Raw genomic sequence first — 18,928 nt, forward strand, 5'->3', positions numbered from 1 at the left:
TCAAAAAGTCTGTAGGCGTAGCCTGTGGTAGACATCCCTTGATGATTTCTTTAAATTAGAGACTCATTTTTATATTTTGAGTAAACAAAAAAGCTGATTACTTTCTCATTTAGATGTTTTAAGTAAGCGAAAAGCCATTTCACTTACTTAAAAAGCCATTTCAACTACTCAAAAAGCCTTATTGCTTTCTGGTTTTGGTGTTTTCCGCAGGTAAAAAGCCATTTCATCTACTTAAAAAGCCTGATTGCTTTCTCATTTTGGTAAATCACGCACTCATTTTGGTGTTTTCCGCAGATAAAAAGCCTTGTTGCTTACTCATTTCGGTAAATCGCGCAATCATTTTGGTGTTTTGCGCAAGTTTTTGGGTTGATTAATTGCTTAAAAATTGCAATGTTGAACAACAAGCTTTATGGCAGCTAGGTTTTCTCGTTTTTGCGATCGCACTTGCTAAAAATAGCCTTTGTCTTAGGGAACTCCAAAAAATAAATTATGCCAAATTGTAGGGGCGGGGTAACCCCGCCCCTACGAGTTGCGGGTTTGGTAAGTTAATGATTGGAATATTTTTTTATTTGGAAGTCCCTTATCCCAATTCAAATAATCTTTGCTACACATCAAAATATTCTATAGGGCATGGCAGTGCCAGTGCCCCTACAATCTGTCGGATTTTTTCAAATTGGTATAATTACGAAATATTTTAATTTGGGTAATTCTGTTCGGCTAATTTAACGATCGCATCAATTAATTGAGTTGGTTCTACGGGTTTGGTAGCATACATGTGAAAACCAGCTTCTATTGCTTGTTTGGCGTCTTCTTCTCTAGCATAGGCGGTAAGAGCGATCGCGGGAATTGTTCCGCCTTGTTCTGGTGGTAGCAGTCTGACTTTGCGAATTAATGTATAGCCGTCTTCTTCTGGCATTCCAATGTCGCTAATTAAAATATCTAGGGAAGATTGTTGAATTGCAGCCAGGGCTTCTTTGACGGAATTTACAGATGTGACTTCTGCACCAGCTTGCTGTAAGGCGACGGTGAGAAAATGGCGGGTATCAGTATCGTCATCGACTACTAGCAGTCGTAAATTTTTTAGGGGTAATTTGGGGGTAACTAAGGCTTTTTCCGGGGAATTTTCGCCGCTTTCCTGGGTTTTAGCTGCTAAAAATGGTAATCTGACAGTAAATGTTGCGCCTTGTCCCTCACCAGGGCTATCAGCGTGGATCGTTCCGCCATGTAATTCTACTAAGTGACGGGCGATCGCTAATCCTAATCCTAAGCCAGTATGACTGCGAGTTGTACTGCCGTCAGCTTGACGAAAGCGATCGAATACATATTGTAAAAAGTCGGGTTTTATGCCTATACCTGTATCGTTCACTTGAATTTGGGCGTAGTTGTCTTTGATTTCTTTACCCTTAATCGCTGATAATCTAATTTCCACTCGCCCGTTTTGGGGTGTGAATTTAATTGCATTGCTGAGTAGGTTCCAGACGACTTGTTGTAATCTATCGGGATCGCCAGAAACCATAAAGGGTGAAGCTAGATGGCTAGCTACAGAGACGTAGCCGTTATTCTCTTTTAGCTTTTTGGCTTTTTTCCTGACTTCATCAATGCTACCCGCTTCACTGGGTGCGATCGCAAATTCAAATGTCAAATTTTTGGCTTCGGCTTGGAGACGTACTGTATCTACGGCGGCGTCAATCACTGTCACTAAATTGACGGGGCAAATATTTAAAAATAGTTTGCCGCGAATGATGCGCGAGACATCTAAAATATCTTCGATGAGTTGTTCTTGTAATAGGGCGTTGCGTTCAATGGTTTCCAAAGCTCGCGCCGTAGCTTTTTCATCGAGTTTGCGATTGCGCAGAAGCTTCGACCAACCGAGAATTGAATTTAAAGGTGTGCGTAGTTCGTGAGATAAGGTGGCTAAAAACTCATCTTTCATGCGGTTGGCGGCTTCCGCTTCTTTGAGTGCAGCTTGTTCGCGGATTAATTTAGCGCGTTCTTCTTCCGCTCGTTTGCGATCGCTAATATCTTCTACTGTACCTACATAACCAATCACTTTACCTTGCTCAGATAGCATCGGTGAGGAACGCAAAGTTAACCATTTTACATCCCCCTCTGGGGTGAGAATAGTAAACTCGTTATAGTATTCTGTACCTTGTTGGGCGCAGCTTGTCCAATCTGCAAAGATAGTTTCTCTATCTTGGGGTGCTAGCGATCGCAACCAACCTTTGTTTAAACATTCTTCACCTGAAATCCCTAAAATTGTTTGGTAGCGGGGATTTGTATAAGTGCAATTACCATCTGCATCTGTTAAAAAAATGCCGATTGGGGAGTTAACACACAAAGAACGAAATTGTTCTTCACTCTTTTGCAAACTCGCATTTAAGGCTGCTAATTGGGCGGCTTGACGTTCTACCTCTGCAGTTTTTTGGAATAAATCGACAAACGCCGCCACCTTTGATTTCAATATTTCTGGCTCAATGGGCTTAAATAGATAGTCTACTGCGCCTAAAGAATAGCCTTTAAATACCATTGATTCGTTGGTACTAAATGCCGTCAAAAAAATGATCGGCGTATGACGCGATCGCTCTCTTTGGCGGATGAGAGTGGCTGTATCAAATCCATCCATCTCCGGCATTTGCACATCGAGCAAAATTACCGCAAAATCTTGATTAAGCAAACATCTCAAAGCTTGGGCCCCCGATGTCGCCCTTACCAGATTCTGACCCAGGCTGTGTAATATGGCTTCTAAAGCCAACAAGTTTTCGGCGTGGTCATCAACCAGGAGAATATTTACTGGTAATTCAGACGGCATTATGGGTATAGACTCCTAGCTAGACTAAAAAATTAGTTTCTATGCTTTTTTATAGACTTTCGACTTTCTGGAGGACTTTTACAACTATCTCAGGTTACAGCTTTGAGGAAAAGGAATAAAGATATACTAGATGTTTTGCTCAAAGACTTGATTTTCGTTTCTCAAGGGTCATTGTAGAAAGATCGTAGTTGGCTGTCAAAAGCTTGGTTGATGGTTGATGGTTGACTGTTGACTGTTGACTGTTGACGGTTGACTGTTGACTGTTGACTGTTGACTGTTGACGGTTGACTGTTGACTCTTACGAGAGATTTTCATTGCTTCGTTATGCAATTTAACTATTGGGTGAGAATAGTTAATATCAAAACTGTCTTTGGTAGGTCAAAATTAATCCATAATTGAATCACAGCAGCGATCGCATCTTGATATTGCATATGACTCAGGTTTCCCCACCACGACGTACTCGCATCTTACCGCCATCTCCCATAGCAGCAGCAGAAAAAATTCGCCGCCAAGAACAACGTGATGCGATTGCTGCAAAATCCCGTGTAATTTTTGAGCGTTTACGTCCCCAACTTAGAGAAGCTTACAACAACTGGCATATTGCAATTGACCACGAAACTGAGAATTACCTCCTCGATCCTACATTAAACGGTATAATCCAAAAAATTCGTGATGCTTACGGTAAGACTAACGAAGTGAAACTGACTATTTTTCGACTCAACGACACTGGAACCTGTGGTAGGTTATGGCTATAGGCTCAGTTGACTGTTGACTGTTGACTGTTGACTCACTCTAGGCGATCGCAAATTCCGTTAATGCTCGTTTACTAGGATGATGAAAACCGAGAATGATATCCGTCTGAGGAATACCTGCGGCTAATAGATCGTCAACAATTGCCAAGTTGGTGCTATCCTCTTCCACCCAGATTTTACCGTTGTGAATCTGCAAGTATAAAATAATGTGTTGTACTCGTCTTTTGCCATCCCAACCACAACGCAGCCACAGGTATTGATCGCGTTGTTCGTCTAAAATCAGGCGATCGCTAATTGTCGGTTCTGTATTTTTAGCAGATTGAGTATTGCTGAGTTCGTAGTATCTTTTAATGTTTTTTTGCACAGTATTGCGATATTGGATTAAGGTATCCATTGCACAATTTGCTCCTGTTCAGTATCGACAATCATTAATTGCAGGTTATTTTGGCGGATAATTAGCTGAATTGATGGACGTTGAAAAAAGTTAAAATAAACAATGTCGTCAATTGCTAGATATAAATTATATTCAGGTTCACTGACTTGGATAAGGTTACGATAAACGATGTATTGACCCAGGGCGTTATGAAAGTCATACATCTGAGATTTCCCGACAAAGCTTTTAATTTCAACAACAATTTTTTGCCCTTGGCGTTCTGCTGCTATTGGTTTCTCAGCAGCTAAATCAGCATAAAGTTCAGCGTCTTCATATTTAATTATGTAAGGGTCAGCAATTATTAGCCAACCATCTTTAATCAGAGCATTTTTGACAGCATCATGGTAAATATCTTTAGCAGGCATGGAGTGACTTTTTTATCTTTAATTTTAACTTATTCTCCGATAAAGCTTCTCACGAACATCTAAAGCTTCATACTGTTGTTCATAAGGTGTAAATTTCAGAGATTCTTGGCGTCCTAAACCTAATATGCCAAACCTAATTAGGCTTTCATAAAGTAAATGATGTACTCTCTGTTGCAGGGTTTTATCAAAGTAGATTAAAACGTTGCGGCAAAAGATGACATTAAATTCATTAAAAGAACTATCTGTAACTAAATTATGCGGGGAGAAGACAATATTATCCTTTAAGGATGAGCGAAAGATAGCGCTATCATAGGCGGCTGTGTAATATTCAGAAAAATAAGTTTTACCCCCTGCTTGTAAATAATTATGGGTATACTGCTGCATTAATTCTAAAGGAAAAATCCCCTCTTTTGCTTTGCGCAATACTGTTTCATTCATATCTGTGGCATAAAGACGAGAGCGATGATAAAGTCCTTCTTCTTGCAGCAAAATTGCCATAGAATAAACTTCTTCGCCAGTAGAACAACCTGCGTGCCAGATGCGAATAAAAGGATAGGTTTTTAACAGGGGGATAACTTTATTTCTAAAGGCAATGTAAAAGTCAGCATCGCGAAACATGGAAGTTACATGAACGGAAAGATTTAATAAAAATCGTTCCATACATTCGCGATCGTGCAAGACTTTTTCTTGTAAAGCGGAGATGGTAGTTAAATTTTCTGCGCGAATAGTATTCCAAATTCTACGTTTTAGAGAAGCTAGCGCATAATTGCGAAAATCTAAACCATAGTAACGGTATATGCCCTCTAGCAAAAGTTGAATTTCGATGTCTTCTAAATGGGGCATGGGGTATTGGGCATTGGGCATTGGGCATTGGGCATGGGGCATTGGGCATGGGGCATGGGGAATGGGGTATTATTAATCAAAAGTTAGGCTGAAAGGTGCAACTTTCGGGATAAAAGGCGCAACGTTGAGGTTTAAAGCTGCAACTTTCGGGATAAAAGGCGCAACGTTGAGGTTTAAAGCTGCAACTTCCGACATCAAAGGCGCAACGTTGAGGTTTAAAGCTGCAACTTCCGACATCAAAGGCGCAACGTTGAGGTTTAAAGCTGCAACTTCCGGGATAAAAGCCGCAACATTCATGCTGAAAGGTGCAACTTTCGAGATAAAAGGCGCAACATTCATGCTTAAAACTACAATTTCCAAGATAAAAGCCCCAACCTCCGCAATCAAAACTCTAACTTCCAACCTCAAAACCTCTAGCCCCTAGCCCCTAAGCCCCTAGTGACGTAAATGTTGGGTTTCGTTCCTCAACCCAACCTACAATTAAGTCTAATTTAGAGTTTGAAAACACGCCCTAGCCCCATGCCCTTACCTATACAACCAAACGCGCAATAAAGAAAGCAATTGTTCCGTATCTACAGGCTTGGTGATGTAGTCTGATGCACCGGCGGCGATGCATTTTTCGCGATCGCCTTGCATGGCTTTGGCGGTGAGGGCAATAATTGGGAGGCTGCGTAATTTATTGTTTTGGCGGATGAGTTTGGTTGTTTCGTAACCGTCCATTTCTGGCATCATTACGTCCATCAACACAATATCAATGTCTGGTGTATTGTCTAAAATGGCAATTCCTTCTCTACCATTCTCGGCATAGACTACTTGCATTTGATATCGTTCGAGCATACTTGTTAAGGCGAAGATGTTACGCACATCGTCATCTACAATTAAGACTTTTTTATTTGTGAGTAAATAGTCTCTAGCATGTAGCTGTTCTAATATTTCCCGTTTTGGTGCTGGTAGATTTGCTTGGACGCGATGTAAAAATAGTGCTGTCTCATCTAAGAGACGTTCAGGCGATCGCACATCTTTGACGATGATGGTATCAGCTAACCGTCTTAGTTCTGTTTCTTGGGTTCTACTCAGTTCTTGACCTGTATAAACAATGATTGGTAAGCTTTTCCCATTGGGTAAGAGTTTAATCTGCTCGATTAACTCAAAACCTGTCATATCTGGTAGACCTAAATCCAGCACTAGACAATCATAATACTTATTTTGAATGGCTTCTAAGGCGGCTGCACCTGTACCCACTGCTGTGGTAGTTACGTCGTTATTTCCAATTAATTCGACGATGCTGTGGCGTTGGGTGTCGTCATCTTCTACTACTAGCAGGTTTTTCACGCGCCGTTCGATAAAGCCTTTAATTTTAGTTAAGGCTTCGGAAATCACTTCGCTGGTTAAGGGTTTTTGTAAATATGCGATCGCACCGAGTTGTAAACCGCGCTGTCTTCCTTCTTCTACGGTGATGATATGTACGGGGATGTGGCGGGTTTTGGGGTTATGTTTTAACCTGTCTAACACCGTCCAACCGTCCATTTCTGGGAGGCGGATATCTAATAAAATGGCGGAAGGATGATATTGCTGGGCTAAGGTAAGTCCAATACTGCCGTTTTGGGCGGTAATTACCTTAAATCCTTGCTGTCGCGCCATATCTAAAAGGATACGGGCGAAATTAATATCATCTTCGACGATTAATAAAACGCGATCGTCTTCGGCTAAGATTGCGCGATCGTCGTTGAGTACGGGAGAATGGTTAGTAGCAGCGAGGAATTGAGGACTAGAAATTGGCTTTGGTGTTAAAACTTCAGAACTCAACCCGCGTAACTCTGGGCTGGTTTGGGGAAGGTAGAAAGTAAAGGTACTACCTTGATTCGGTTCGCTAACAAGTTTAATTTCTCCACCAAATAAGCGGGCGATTTCTCGGCTAATTGATAAACCTAATCCCGTACCGCCGTATTTTCTACTAGTACTACCATCGGCTTGTTGGAAAGCTTCAAATATTACTTTTTGTTTATCTGGCGCAATTCCGATACCTGTATCGCTGACTGAGAAAGCAATTACACTGTGGGCGCGATTCAAGGTTTCTTGTGATGAATTCCAACCGGCTTTGACTACTTCTACTCGTAAACGAACTTCTCCACGTTCGGTAAATTTAAAAGCGTTGGAAAGTAAGTTCTTTAAGACTTGTTGTAAACGTTTGCTATCTGTGTAGAGAGTTTTGGGTAAATCCGGCGCAAGTTCAATTGTAAAGCCCAGTCCTTTATTCTGAGCTATTTGTCCAAAGGTGCGTTCTAATTGATCGCCTAATTCCGAAAATAGCATCTGATGCATATCAATGGACATGGTTCCAGATTCGATTTTCGCTAAATCCAGAATGTCGTTAATTAAGGTTAATAAGTCAGTACCCGCAGAGTAAATTGTCTGACTATATTCAATTTGTTTGGTGGTGAGATTACCTTCGGTGTTATCGGCTAATAACCGCGCTAAAATTAACAAACTATTTAGGGGTGTCCGCAGTTCGTGGGACATATTCGCGAGAAATTCGGATTTATATTTAGATGAGAGGGCTAGTTGTTCGGCTTTCTCTTCTAAAGAACGTCTCGCTTGTTCTATCTCTAAATTCTTCCGCTCAACTTCTTTCTTTTGCAACGCTAACAACTCGGCTTTTTCTTCTAATTCGGCGTTGGTTTGTTGCAGTTCTTCTTGCTGTCCTTTGAGTAAATCTTCGGAGGCTTTGAGTGATTGGGCTTGCTGTTCTAGCCGCTTGTTGGTTTCCCGGAGTTCGTTTTGCTGGGTTTGCAGTTCTTCGGCTAAGGATTGGGATTGTTTGAGTAATTCTTCGGTGCGCATGGAAGCGGCGATGGTATTTAAAACGATCGCAATACTTTCGGTGAGTTGATCGAAGAAGGTTAAATGTATTTCACTGAAGCGCCGGAAGGAAGCTAATTCTATCACGGCTGTCACTTGTCCTTCAAACAACACAGGTAAGACAACTGCATTCAAAGGTGAAGCTTCGCCTAAACCTGAGCTAATTTTCACATAATCGCTCGGCACTTCTGTTAACAGAATTCTTTCTTTTTCCAAAGCGCATTGTCCCACCAAACCCTCACCCAAGTAGAAGCGGTTCGCTAAATGACGGCGTTCGCGATAAGCATAGCTACTGAGTAATTTGAGGAAAGCCTGATGATCTGCGGCTTCCATCATGTAGAATACGCCATGTTGTGCGCCTACTAATGGTGCAAGTTCTGAGAGGATGAGTTTAGAAACAGTTTCTAAGTCACGTTGACCTTGTAACATGCGGGTAAACTTAGCGAGGTTCGTTTTCAACCAATCCTGCTCAGTATTTTTCTGGGTAGTCTCCCGTAGGTTAGCGATCATTTGGTTGATGTTGTCTTTGAGGATGGCGACTTCTCCTAAAGCTTCCACCGCAATCGACCGAGTTAAATCGCCTTTGGTTACGGCTGTTGCAACTTCTGCGATCGCTCTTAGCTGTGTAGTTAAAGTTGCAGCGAGTTCGTTGACATTATCCGTCAAATCTTTCCAAGTACCCGCAGCACCAGGTACTCTGGCTTGTCCGCCTAATTTTCCTTCAATTCCTACTTCCCGCGCTACTGTAGTTACCTGATTGGCGAAGGTTGCTAGGGTATCAATCATTTCGTTGATTGTTTCCGCGAGGGTTTCAATTTCTCCCTTCGCATCTAACATGAGTTTGCGTTTCAAGTCTCCATTCGCCACTGCGGTAACAACTCTGGCGATACCCCGTACCTGGGCTGTTAAATTCCCCGCCATTGAGTTGACATTATCAGTTAAATCCTTCCAAGTCCCCGCCACACCTTGCACTTGGGCTTGCCCGCCTAATTTTCCTTCCGTTCCCACTTCCCTTGCTACCCGCGTTACTTCCGATGCAAAGGAACTCAGTTGATCCACCATTGTATTGATGGTGTCTTTCAACTCCAAAATTTCCCCGCGCACATCTACAGTAATTTTCTTCGATAAATCGCCATTCGCCACGGCTTTGGTAACTTCTGCAATGTTCCGCACTTGGGCTGTTAAGTTTCCCGCCATTGAGTTTACATTGTCGGTGAGGTCTTTCCAAGTTCCCGCCACACCTCTGACGTAGGCTTGTACGCCTAATTTACCTTCCGTTCCCACCTCTCGCGCTACCCTGGTTACCTCTGAAGCAAAGGAATTTAATTGATCCACCATTGTATTGATGGTGTTTTTCAACTCCAAAATTTCACCCTTCACATCCACGGTGATTTTCTTCGATAAATCACCATTCGCCACTGCTGTGGTAACTTCTGCAATATTCCGTACTTGGGCTGTTAAACTACCCGCCATGAAGTTTACACTGTCGGTTAAGTCTTTCCAAGTTCCCGCAACTCCCTTCACCTCAGCTTGTACACCGAGTTTTCCTTCGGTTCCCACCTCTCGCGCTACCCTGGTTACCTCAGAGGCGAAAGAATTAAGTTGATCCACCATCGTGTTGACGGTGTTTTTCAACTCCAAAATTTCCCCTTTCACATCCACAGAAATTTTCTTCGATAAATCGCCATTCGCCACTGCGGTAGTAACTGCGGCGATATTCCGCACTTGGGCTGTTAAACTACCCGCCATGAAATTTACGCTGTCGGTTAAGTCTTTCCAAGTTCCCGCAACACCCCTTACATCGGCTTGTACGCCTAATTTTCCTTCGCTTCCCACCTCCCTTGCTACCCTGGTTACTTCCGAGGCGAAAGAATTTAATTGATCCACCATGATATTGATGGTGTTTTTCAACTCCAGAATTTCGCCTTTAACTTGGACAGTAATTTTTTTGGATAAGTCACCGTTTGCGATCGCAGTTGCAACTTCTGCTATATTCCTTACTTGATCGGTGAGGTTTCCAGCCATCATATTCACCGCGCCTGTTAAATCTTTCCAGGTTCCCGCCACACCGCGCACTTCTGCTTGTACGCCTAATTTACCTTCCGTTCCCACCTCTCGCGCTACCCTGGTTACCTCCGATGCAAAGGAACTAAGTTGATCCACCATTGTATTGATGGTATTTTTCAACTCCAAAATTTCGCCCTTCACATCCACAGTAATTTTCTTGGATAAATCACCAGTCGCCACAGCTGTAGTTACTTCCGCAATATTCCGCACTTGGGCTGTTAAACTACCCGCCATAAAATTCACGCTGTCGGTTAAGTCTTTCCAAGTTCCCGCAACACCGCGTACATCAGCTTGTACTCCCAGTTTCCCCTCACTTCCCACCTCTCGCGCTACCCTGGTTACCTCAGAAGCGAAGGAATTTAATTGATCCACCATTGTATTGATGGTATTTTTCAACTCCAAAATTTCGCCCTTCACATCCACGGTGATTTTCTTGGATAAATCACCAGTCGCCACCGCCGTGGTTACTTCTGCAATATTCCGTACTTGGGCTGTTAAACTACCCGCCATGAAATTCACGCTGTCGGTTAAATCTTTCCAAGTACCAGCCACACCGCGAACTTCCGCTTGTCCCCCTAATTTACCTTCCGCGCCTACTTCTCGCGCTACCCTGGTTACTTCCGATGCAAAGGAATTTAGTTGATCAACCATGATGTTGACGGTGTTTTTTAACTCTAAAATTTCACCTTTGACATCAACGGTGATTTTCTTGGATAAATCGCCATTCGCCACGGCTGTAGTTACTTCCGCAATATTTCTGACTTGGGCTGTCAAATTCCCAGCCATCAAGTTAACGTTATCAGTTAAATCTTTCCAAGTACCAGCCACACCGCGAACTTCTGCTTGTACACCGAGTTTCCCTTCGGTTCCCACCTCTCGCGCTACCCTGGTTACTTCCGACGCAAAGGAATTTAATTGATCCACCATTGTATTAATGGTGTTTTTCAACTCCAAAATTTCGCCCTTCACATCCACGGTGATTTTCTTGGATAAGTCACCATTCGCCACAGCCGTAGTTACTTCTGCAATATTCCGCACCTGGGCTGTTAAACTACCCGCCATGAAATTCACGCTGTCGGTTAAGTCTTTCCAAGTACCAGCCACACCGCGAACTTCAGCTTGTCCCCCTAATTTACCTTCCGCGCCTACTTCCCGCGCTACCCTGGTAACTTCCGATGCAAAGGAGTTGAGTTGATCAACCATGATGTTGACGGTGTTTTTCAACTCTAAAATTTCGCCTTTAACATTTACAGTAATTTTCTTCGATAAATCGCCATTCGCTACAGCCGTTGTCACTTCCGCAATATTCCGCACCTGGGCTGTTAAATTACCCGCCATCAAATTCACGTTATCAGTTAAATCCTTCCAAGTACCCGCCACACCGCGAACTTCTGCTTGTACGCCTAACTTCCCTTCCGTTCCTACTTCCCTTGCTACCCTGGTAACTTCCGATGCAAAGGAATTTAATTGATCTACCATCGTGTTGACGGTGTTTTTCAATTCGAGAATTTCGCCTTTAACATTAACAGTGATTTTCTTGGATAAATCACCATTCGCGATCGCAGTTGCAACTTCCGCAATATTACGTACTTGGGCAGTTAAATTTCCTGCCATCAAATTCACGTTATCAGTCAAATCCTTCCAAGTACCAGCCACACCGCGAACTTCAGCTTGTACACCTAATTTCCCTTCCGTCCCCACTTCCCGCGCGACTCTGGTAACCTCCGATGCAAAGGAACCAAGCCGATCTACCATTGTGTTAACAATATTAGCAGTTTGGAGAAATTCCCCCTTCAAAGGTCTACCTTCAATTTCTGGGGCGATAGTTTGGGATAAATCGCCATTAGCTACAGCGCGAATCACCCGCGTAGTTTCTGCTGTAGGCTGGACTAAATCGGTAATTAAAGTATTAACAGAATTAACGCAACTTAACCAAGAACCGCGAACATTTCCTAAAGAAGCGCGTTCGGAAACATTACCATCTTTACCCACAACATTACCGATGCGCTGTAGCTCTGCTGCCATGCGCTCGTTCTGATCGATAATATCATTCAGCGTATCAGCAATTTTACCCGCCATTCCTGTTTGATCGATAGGCATCCGAGCAGAAAAATCGCCTTTTTTTACAGCATTTAACGTTCTCAATAGCTGTTTTAAATCTAGGTTGTCGCTTTCTCTGATTAACTGTTCGGTTGCCATTACTATACCCTTTAGGAATTAATTTTATATATTTTTTCTCCCCATTTTGACTTGGGGAATAGTGTTAAGTTCTGAATTGGCAATATTTAGAACGGGGTTAAATTCAGCCAATAACCTTATCCTTAACTATTGAGAAATAAGGTTGACACAACACTTGTTTGCACCTCATATAGCCAATCATAGCCTTTGCATCGTTCTGAGGATAGCCGCTTCTAGGAGATTTTTCTACAGTAAATATTTCCAGAGTTTTTTATCTATTCCTTTTGGTATATGTCTTAGGGAGGAAGACTTTTAATAATATTTAAATATCGTTTCCAGCAAATCAATATATTCTAGAGTGCATGGCATTGCTATATTTTGCCGCTCTGTCCGAGTCACAAGTAGGGGCGGGTTCACAGATATGCTCATTTATTAACAAAGATCCAAATAAACCCGCCCCTACTAAATTTATTTATGAAACTATAGGATTCCTATTTGATTTTTGAAAAAACTCAGTAAACTTTGATTTTTTCTTCCCTGTTCCCCGTTCCCTGTTCCCTCCCAATGCAAATAATTTCAGTAATCAAAGCGGATTCCTATATGCTTAATTGCTGAATAATTGCTGCTAAATTACAAGCAATGTAACCAATGGCTAAAGGAGATTTATCCTTTAACAACAAGAAAATTGGCTCTAGGGTTTGGGGTAAAGTTGCACCATATACTCGCCAGAGATTTTCCCGCAGTTGATGCAAAATGCGATCGCCTGCAATATCATCAGTACCAGGACGCAATAACCAATGTGTCCGCAAAATTTGAAAATGGCGTAAATCTTGAGTCTCGATTACTTGCTGAATCTCGGTTGTCGCATGTTCTACCAACTCGTCGGTAACTACTTTCATTACCAAGGGTTGCAAACTAAAGGCGATTTCTGCTGTACCGATCCATTTTTCTAAAAGCGATCGCCTTTCTAATGCCATAATCGCTTCTAACACCATAGCCGGATCGATGGCTATGAATAGATGAGTCTGCAATCGCGCAAAAGCAATCGGTTCTTGCCAAATTGCTAACCAATAAAGAATATCTTGCTCTAAATCGCTCAATTGGGCAAACTGTTGTTTTAAAATATCCCGTAAGCGATCGCCAATTACTAAGGTATTTTGAGTCAAAAATCCGGCGATATTTCCCCCAAACACCAATTGAATTAACGGTGTTACCAGTTTCAAAGCCAAGGGATTTCCGCGATAAAGGTGAATTAAAGCTGATAGTCCGATTTCTTTCCCGGTAAATCCGCGCGATCGCAATAATTCTACCGCTTCTGTTTTCGCCAATCCCTTGAGATTTAAACAGTAAACTGTCTTATTATCAATTTCTATCGTCTTGGGGGTTTCCCGACTAGTAATGATAATGCAACTTTGATGCTGATAACGGCTGATTTTTTGGATAAATTGATTATATATACTTGAATCTGCCTCTAATCCATCCAGTATGATTAAACAGCGCTGTTTTTGCAAATGATAGATAATATCGGCACTTGGTTCAAAATTTGCCAGCAAGCTATCTATGAGAGAATCAACAGATGGTGTAGATTGCAGGGATTTCCAAATCAAGCAATTAAATTGCGATTGAATCCGATCTATCAAAGCCAGCGTTAAAGCAGTTTTACCAATCCCCCCGATTCCCACAATCGCGACTAACTTACAACCGCCGAAAATCCATTGTTCTAGCTGAGTTAACTCCTGATTTCGCCCATAAAAGCTTTCTACGTTCGGTGCTTCATGCCAATCGAGGTATGGTGTAGAGATATCTGCAATTATTGCCGATTCTCCTGAGGAAGCATCCGCGATCGCTTCCCAATCAGAAATACCTACAGCTTCACAAATTGCAATAAAAATTTCTCGTTGAATGCGATCGCCTTGCCAAAATCGCCGTAAAGTAGCCCTAGAAGTGTGTGCATCTACCCACCAACGCGCTGTACTGGTTTTCGTCCAACCCAGACGCAACCTCGCTTTATCGACAATTACCAATCCTGCTGTTGATGCTCTCAACGAGTTTGACATACACCTATCACTCAGTCGATGATTCCCATTTTGGCTTACCTGGAAACCCTTATGGCAGTCACTACAACCCAGTAACCCAAAGCAACGCAGCAACTCACTAATGACAATTGTACAGACGCGATGAATCGCGTCTCTGAGTAATGACTATAATGATTAAAAATTTTCGTTAATATTGAGAATATCTATAAACTTATACCGATATCGTATTGATAATGTTGTTGAAAGGCTTGTTTGTAATTATTAAATTTTTGTTCTTACTTACTTATAGTTGGGATTTACATTTATCGACATACAAACCTTGGCATATGTATATTTATGCCAAGACAAAATATCAGAAAGTATACCAATCTATTTATTACCATGAGTTGCAATAAAAATAGCTGAAGAAATTATTAATTTTTCAGTTAAATGGTGTTTCGGATAATACTATTAAGCCTGGACAAGAGAAAAGTAATTTGAATTTATTACAACTTTGTTTGCAATTTATGAAGTTAATTTACTTGATTTTCTATCGGCTATAGGGAGTTTAATTCGGTTTTTTCGATCATCAGTGGTGGGTTCATAACCAAAAACAGCTAACATGACAGCACAATTACTCCAGATACATCAGCGATTGAGTTCGCAACAACTGAGACGCATCTTGCTCGTTGAGGATAATGATGTAAACAGAATGTTGATGAGCGACTATCTGAGTTACTGTGGATATAATGTCCATAGTTTATCGATAGGTTCTGCCTTATTCTCAACTGTTGAAAAATTCCAGCCAGAGTTAATATTACTGGATTTAAAACTGCCAGATATTGATGGTTATTCATTGCTAGAAAAAATTCAAAGAAAACCATCATTTCCCAAAATACCTATTATTGTAGTTTCCGCATTTGCATTTAAAAATGACCAAGAACGGGCGATGAGATTAGGAGCTTATCGCTACTTTGTCAAACCTGTAAATCTCAAAGAGTTAATTACGACAATTAGCGAAAAATTAGCTTCTCGCAATGTTGTGGGATATTAAATATAGGGCATGGGGCATTGGGCATTGGGGAGCCACTGCGTTGGACGGGTTTCCCGGCTTGAAGCAAGTGGCGTCATGGGGCATTGATGAAAATAAACGCTCAATAAAAAGTGGTGGGAAGATAAGCTGAACTTAAAAATACTATTGACCATTGACCATTGACCATTGACCATTGACCATTGACCATTGTACAGACGCGATTAATCGCGTCTCTAACAATTAACCAGAGATTTTCTCTAAAATAGATATAGGTGGATTTGTCAATTTACCTATTTGCGAATCGTGACACAAACTGCTAAAACACTAGTTAAAGATACCGAACGCCTGGAAAACCGTCTAGCCGAGATACCGCCGGAACCAGGTGTTTATTTAATGCGGGATGAAGGCGATCGCATTATCTATATAGGGAAATCGCGGAAATTGCGATCGCGGGTGCGTTCCTATTTCCGTGATGGCTACAATAAAAGCGATCGCATTGCCACAATGGTAAAACAAGTGGCAGAAATTGAATTCATTGTTACCGATACCGAAGCGGAAGCTTTGGCGCTGGAAGCGAATTTAATTAAGCAGCATCAGCCATATTTTAATGTGCTGCTCAAAGATGATAAAAAATATCCTTATGTCTGCATCACATGGTCGGAAGCATATCCGCGTATTTTTATAACCCGTAAACGTCAATTAGGCAAAGAAAAAGATAAGTTTTACGGCCCTTATACAGATGCAGGTTTATTAAGGGAAATATTACGCCTATCCAAACGCATTTTTGCTCTGCGACAACGACCCCAACCATTATTTAAAGACCGTCCTTGTTTAAATTATGATTTAGGGCGCTGTCCTGGGGTGTGTCAAAAATTAATTACACCAGAAGAATACCGCAAAACTGTCCAAAAAGTAGCGATGGTATTTCAAGGTCGAACTCAAGAATTAATTGAGATTTTGACACAACAAATGGAGAAAGCCGCCGAAGCGTTGAATTTTGAAGCCGCAGCGCGGATTCGCGATCAAATCTCTGGGTTAAAATCCCTGACGGCACAGCAAAAAGTATCCTTACCAGATGATACAGTGTCGCGGGATGCGATCGCCTTAGCCGCAGATGAACAACTAGCTTATATTCAATTATTTCAAATTCGGGCTGGGCAATTAGTCGGACGTTTAGCATTTGTAGCGGATGCTCATGCTGAACCTGGGGCAATTTTACAACGAGTATTAGAAGAACATTATCAAACTGCTGATTCTGTGGAAATTCCCATAGAAATATTGGTACAGCATGAGTTACCACAAGCAGAAATTTTGGCAGATGTTTTAACTGGGCGTAAAGGGCGAAAAGTCACAATTTTAGCGCCTCAACGCCAAACTAAGGCAGAATTAATTGAGATGGTAGAGCGCAATGCTCAATATGAATTGCAAAGAATGCAAAAATTAGGCGATCGCAATCAGCAAGCAATGGAAGATTTAGCTGCAATTGTCGATTTACCCGACTTACCCCATCGCATCGAAGGTTACGACATTTCCCACATTCAAGGCTCAAATGCAGTCGCTTCTCAAGTAGTATTTATCGATGGGTTACCCGCCAAACAACACTATCGTCACTACAAAATCAAAAATCCCAACGTTACCGCCGGACATTCCGATGATTTTGCCAGTTTAGCCGAAGTCATTCAACGCCGCTTTCGCAAGTATATCGAAGATCCGCAATTACAACGCGCAGGTAATCCAGACTGGCCGGATTTAGTGATGATTGATGGCGGTAAAGGACAATTATCATCGGTTGTCGCCATTTTGCAGGATATGAACTTATTAGAAGACTTGCGGGTTGTTAGTTTGGCGAAGCGACGGGAAGAGATTTTTGTCCCCGGAGAATCTCAACCTTTAGAAACCGATGCAGAACAACCAGGAGTACAACTATTACGCCGATTGCGCGATGAAGCCCATCGTTTTGCTGTGAGTTTCCATCGTCAGCAGCGTAGTGATAAATTAAAGCGATCGCGTTTAGACGAAATTCCCGGTTTAGGACATTATCGCCAAAAGCAGCTTTTAGGACATTTCCGTTCCGTCGATTATATCCGCCAAGCCACACCCGCCCAACTAGCAGAAGTCCCGAGCATCGGCCCCCATTTAGCACAGGAAATCTACGATTATTTTCATCCTGCTTAAGGAGAATCTAAAGCTGACAAATTCTCTTTACTTCGTCATCAGGAATTCAATCCTGATGCGAATCTTTCTGTAAAAATTCCTTAAGAAATATTTTTATATCTTATGACCAATGACAAATGACCAATGACAAATGACCAATGACAAATGACCAATGACAAATGACCAATGACAAATGACTAAAAAAAAGTTATGGGTAATTGATAACTGAGATAACCCATTACCTAATTACCCATTCCCCATTACCCATTACCAACCACTAGCCTAGCAGACATAACCTACGTCTTGGGTCATAAATATTGGAAGTTTTAATTAAATTGTTTCCCGACAAATTCATCCCCACATCAACCCAGAAAACATTAAGCAAAGCTTAAAAAAATATTTTTGTGACTAAAGTTACAGTATTTTTCTCTATTTAACTTTTTGCTATTAATATACAGACTAATCTGCGAGATCGCAGCAAATGAGTTTATCTCCAAGCATTATTGTTAGGGATCAGTAAACTTCTAAATAGGAGCCTTACCAAAAATTAATTTATATATCCAAAGTGAGATGTTACACTTATAGATCTAATAAGATAATAGATAGACAATAAGGGCTTGTTTTAAAAAATTGAAGTTTGTTTGAAGAAATCAGGCAAATTATAGAGGCTTTTATTAATTTGCATTAAACCAGTGATTGACTGGTCTGATTGGCTGTCTTTACTCACCATAATTCATTAAAACCAGGGAATTTAAAATGCAAATAGTACAAGAAATTTGCTGCCCCAACTGTGGCAGTAAAGCTGAACGTCACTATATATCTGATAGTCAAATAACTCGTACCCAATGCCCAACTTGTGATTACTTAATGATTACTTGTACGCGCACTGCTAAAGTCATTGAGGCTTATGCCCCAGGTATTTACGCCAAGACTTAAGATAAATCAATTCAAAATTCAAAATTCAAAATTCAAAATAAAAGGCAGTGGTTCGGTTTCGTTCAACTACCGCGAAGCCGAAATTTACCAACCGGGCAGAGGGCAGAAGGAAAGATATATTGAGGTAACTTTACTTTGAGTTACATGCTTGTGTTATTTGGGGAGCATCCCAATTTTGACCGAAGCAATTTTAGATTTTAGATTTTAGATTTTGGATTAAATGAAAATTTGAAATCTAAAATATTTGGTCTCAAGCCTCTGGGTTAACCCAGAAGAAAAACAAAAATTTTTCAATATTTAAGCCTCTTCTTTATAAGGAGAGGTTAATCCAAAATCGTAAATCCAAAATCCAAAATTGAATGACGCAATACCCTAGAAGGGTATTGCTATACCAACAAAGCCTGCCTTCGCAGGCTAAAAGTTTGATAGCCTGCGAAGGCAGGCTTCGTATTTCTAGCCCCACCCTTATAGGGTGAGGGCGTTT

General features: G+C 41.5%; 11 protein-coding genes. 4 read left to right on the forward strand and 7 right to left on the reverse strand.

What is annotated here, in order from left to right; translation table 11 throughout:
* Positions 1-694 precede the first annotated feature (694 nt).
* Positions 695-2,809, reverse strand: coding sequence for a hybrid sensor histidine kinase/response regulator (locus tag H6G08_RS09275; RefSeq protein WP_190540737.1), 2,115 nt, complete (start codon positions 2,807-2,809; stop codon positions 695-697).
* A gap of 431 nt (positions 2,810-3,240) precedes the next feature.
* On the opposite strand from H6G08_RS09275, the gene H6G08_RS09280 reads away from it, so the two are divergent.
* Positions 3,241-3,564 (forward strand): hypothetical protein, encoded by a 324-nt coding sequence (locus H6G08_RS09280; RefSeq protein WP_190540738.1) that lies wholly within the window; start codon positions 3,241-3,243, stop codon positions 3,562-3,564.
* Positions 3,565-3,601: 37 nt separating this feature from the next.
* Here H6G08_RS09280 and H6G08_RS09285 read toward each other — a convergent pair whose 3' ends face one another.
* The 6 genes from H6G08_RS09285 to H6G08_RS09310 form a co-directional block, all read right to left on the reverse strand.
* Positions 3,602-3,955, reverse strand: coding sequence for a XisI protein (locus tag H6G08_RS09285; protein ID WP_190540740.1), 354 nt, complete (start codon positions 3,953-3,955; stop codon positions 3,602-3,604).
* Entirely contained in the window at positions 3,943-4,359 is a 417-nt protein-coding gene (locus tag H6G08_RS09290; RefSeq protein WP_190540742.1) for a XisH family protein, read from the reverse strand. Before H6G08_RS09290 ends, H6G08_RS09285 begins: the two co-directional genes overlap by 13 nt.
* Positions 4,360-4,383: 24 nt before the next feature.
* Positions 4,384-5,223 (reverse strand): CheR family methyltransferase, encoded by an 840-nt coding sequence (locus H6G08_RS09295; protein ID WP_199322446.1) that lies wholly within the window; start codon positions 5,221-5,223, stop codon positions 4,384-4,386.
* 51 nt (positions 5,224-5,274) lie between these two features.
* On the reverse strand, positions 5,275-5,562 hold the full coding sequence (locus H6G08_RS09300; RefSeq protein ID WP_190540744.1) for a hypothetical protein: 288 nt from the start codon (positions 5,560-5,562) through the stop codon (positions 5,275-5,277).
* A gap of 165 nt (positions 5,563-5,727) precedes the next feature.
* Positions 5,728-12,327: a HAMP domain-containing protein gene (locus tag H6G08_RS09305; protein WP_190540746.1), complete on the reverse strand. Its 6,600-nt coding sequence runs from the start codon at positions 12,325-12,327 to the stop codon at positions 5,728-5,730.
* 575 nt (positions 12,328-12,902) lie between these two features.
* On the reverse strand, positions 12,903-14,363 hold the full coding sequence (locus tag H6G08_RS09310) for an NB-ARC domain-containing protein (RefSeq protein ID WP_190540748.1): 1,461 nt from the start codon (positions 14,361-14,363) through the stop codon (positions 12,903-12,905).
* 580 nt (positions 14,364-14,943) lie between these two features.
* On the opposite strand from H6G08_RS09310, the gene H6G08_RS09315 reads away from it, so the two are divergent.
* From H6G08_RS09315 to H6G08_RS09325, 3 genes are all read left to right on the forward strand, one after another.
* Complete coding sequence (locus H6G08_RS09315) at positions 14,944-15,375, forward strand: response regulator (RefSeq protein WP_190540751.1); 432 nt, start codon at positions 14,944-14,946, stop codon at positions 15,373-15,375.
* Positions 15,376-15,657: 282 nt separating this feature from the next.
* Positions 15,658-17,529, forward strand: a complete 1,872-nt coding sequence (uvrC, locus tag H6G08_RS09320; protein WP_190540753.1) for an excinuclease ABC subunit UvrC — start codon at positions 15,658-15,660, stop codon at positions 17,527-17,529.
* A gap of 735 nt (positions 17,530-18,264) precedes the next feature.
* Complete coding sequence (locus tag H6G08_RS09325; RefSeq protein WP_096644520.1) at positions 18,265-18,444, forward strand: replication restart DNA helicase PriA; 180 nt, start codon at positions 18,265-18,267, stop codon at positions 18,442-18,444.
* Positions 18,445-18,928 lie beyond the last annotated feature (484 nt).

The sequence above is a fragment of the Calothrix anomala FACHB-343 genome, from assembly GCF_014696435.1.
Lineage (GTDB): Bacteria > Cyanobacteriota > Cyanobacteriia > Cyanobacteriales > Nostocaceae > Aulosira > Aulosira anomala_A.

Excerpts from the sequence above, each read along its gene's own strand:
- H6G08_RS09275 (WP_190540737.1), bottom strand. The coding sequence starts at position 2,809 with ATGCCGTCTGAATTACCAGTAAATATTCTCCTGGTTGATGACCACGCC.
- H6G08_RS09280 (WP_190540738.1), top strand. The coding sequence starts at position 3,241 with ATGACTCAGGTTTCCCCACCACGACGTACTCGCATCTTACCGCCATCT.
- H6G08_RS09285 (WP_190540740.1), bottom strand. The coding sequence starts at position 3,955 with ATGGATACCTTAATCCAATATCGCAATACTGTGCAAAAAAACATTAAA.
- H6G08_RS09290 (WP_190540742.1), bottom strand. The coding sequence starts at position 4,359 with ATGCCTGCTAAAGATATTTACCATGATGCTGTCAAAAATGCTCTGATT.
- H6G08_RS09295 (WP_199322446.1), bottom strand. The coding sequence starts at position 5,223 with ATGCCCAATGCCCAATACCCCATGCCCCATTTAGAAGACATCGAAATT.
- H6G08_RS09305 (WP_190540746.1), bottom strand. The coding sequence starts at position 12,327 with ATGGCAACCGAACAGTTAATCAGAGAAAGCGACAACCTAGATTTAAAA.
- H6G08_RS09310 (WP_190540748.1), bottom strand. The coding sequence starts at position 14,363 with ATGTCAAACTCGTTGAGAGCATCAACAGCAGGATTGGTAATTGTCGAT.
- H6G08_RS09315 (WP_190540751.1), top strand. The coding sequence starts at position 14,944 with ATGACAGCACAATTACTCCAGATACATCAGCGATTGAGTTCGCAACAA.
- H6G08_RS09325 (WP_096644520.1), top strand. The coding sequence starts at position 18,265 with ATGCAAATAGTACAAGAAATTTGCTGCCCCAACTGTGGCAGTAAAGCT.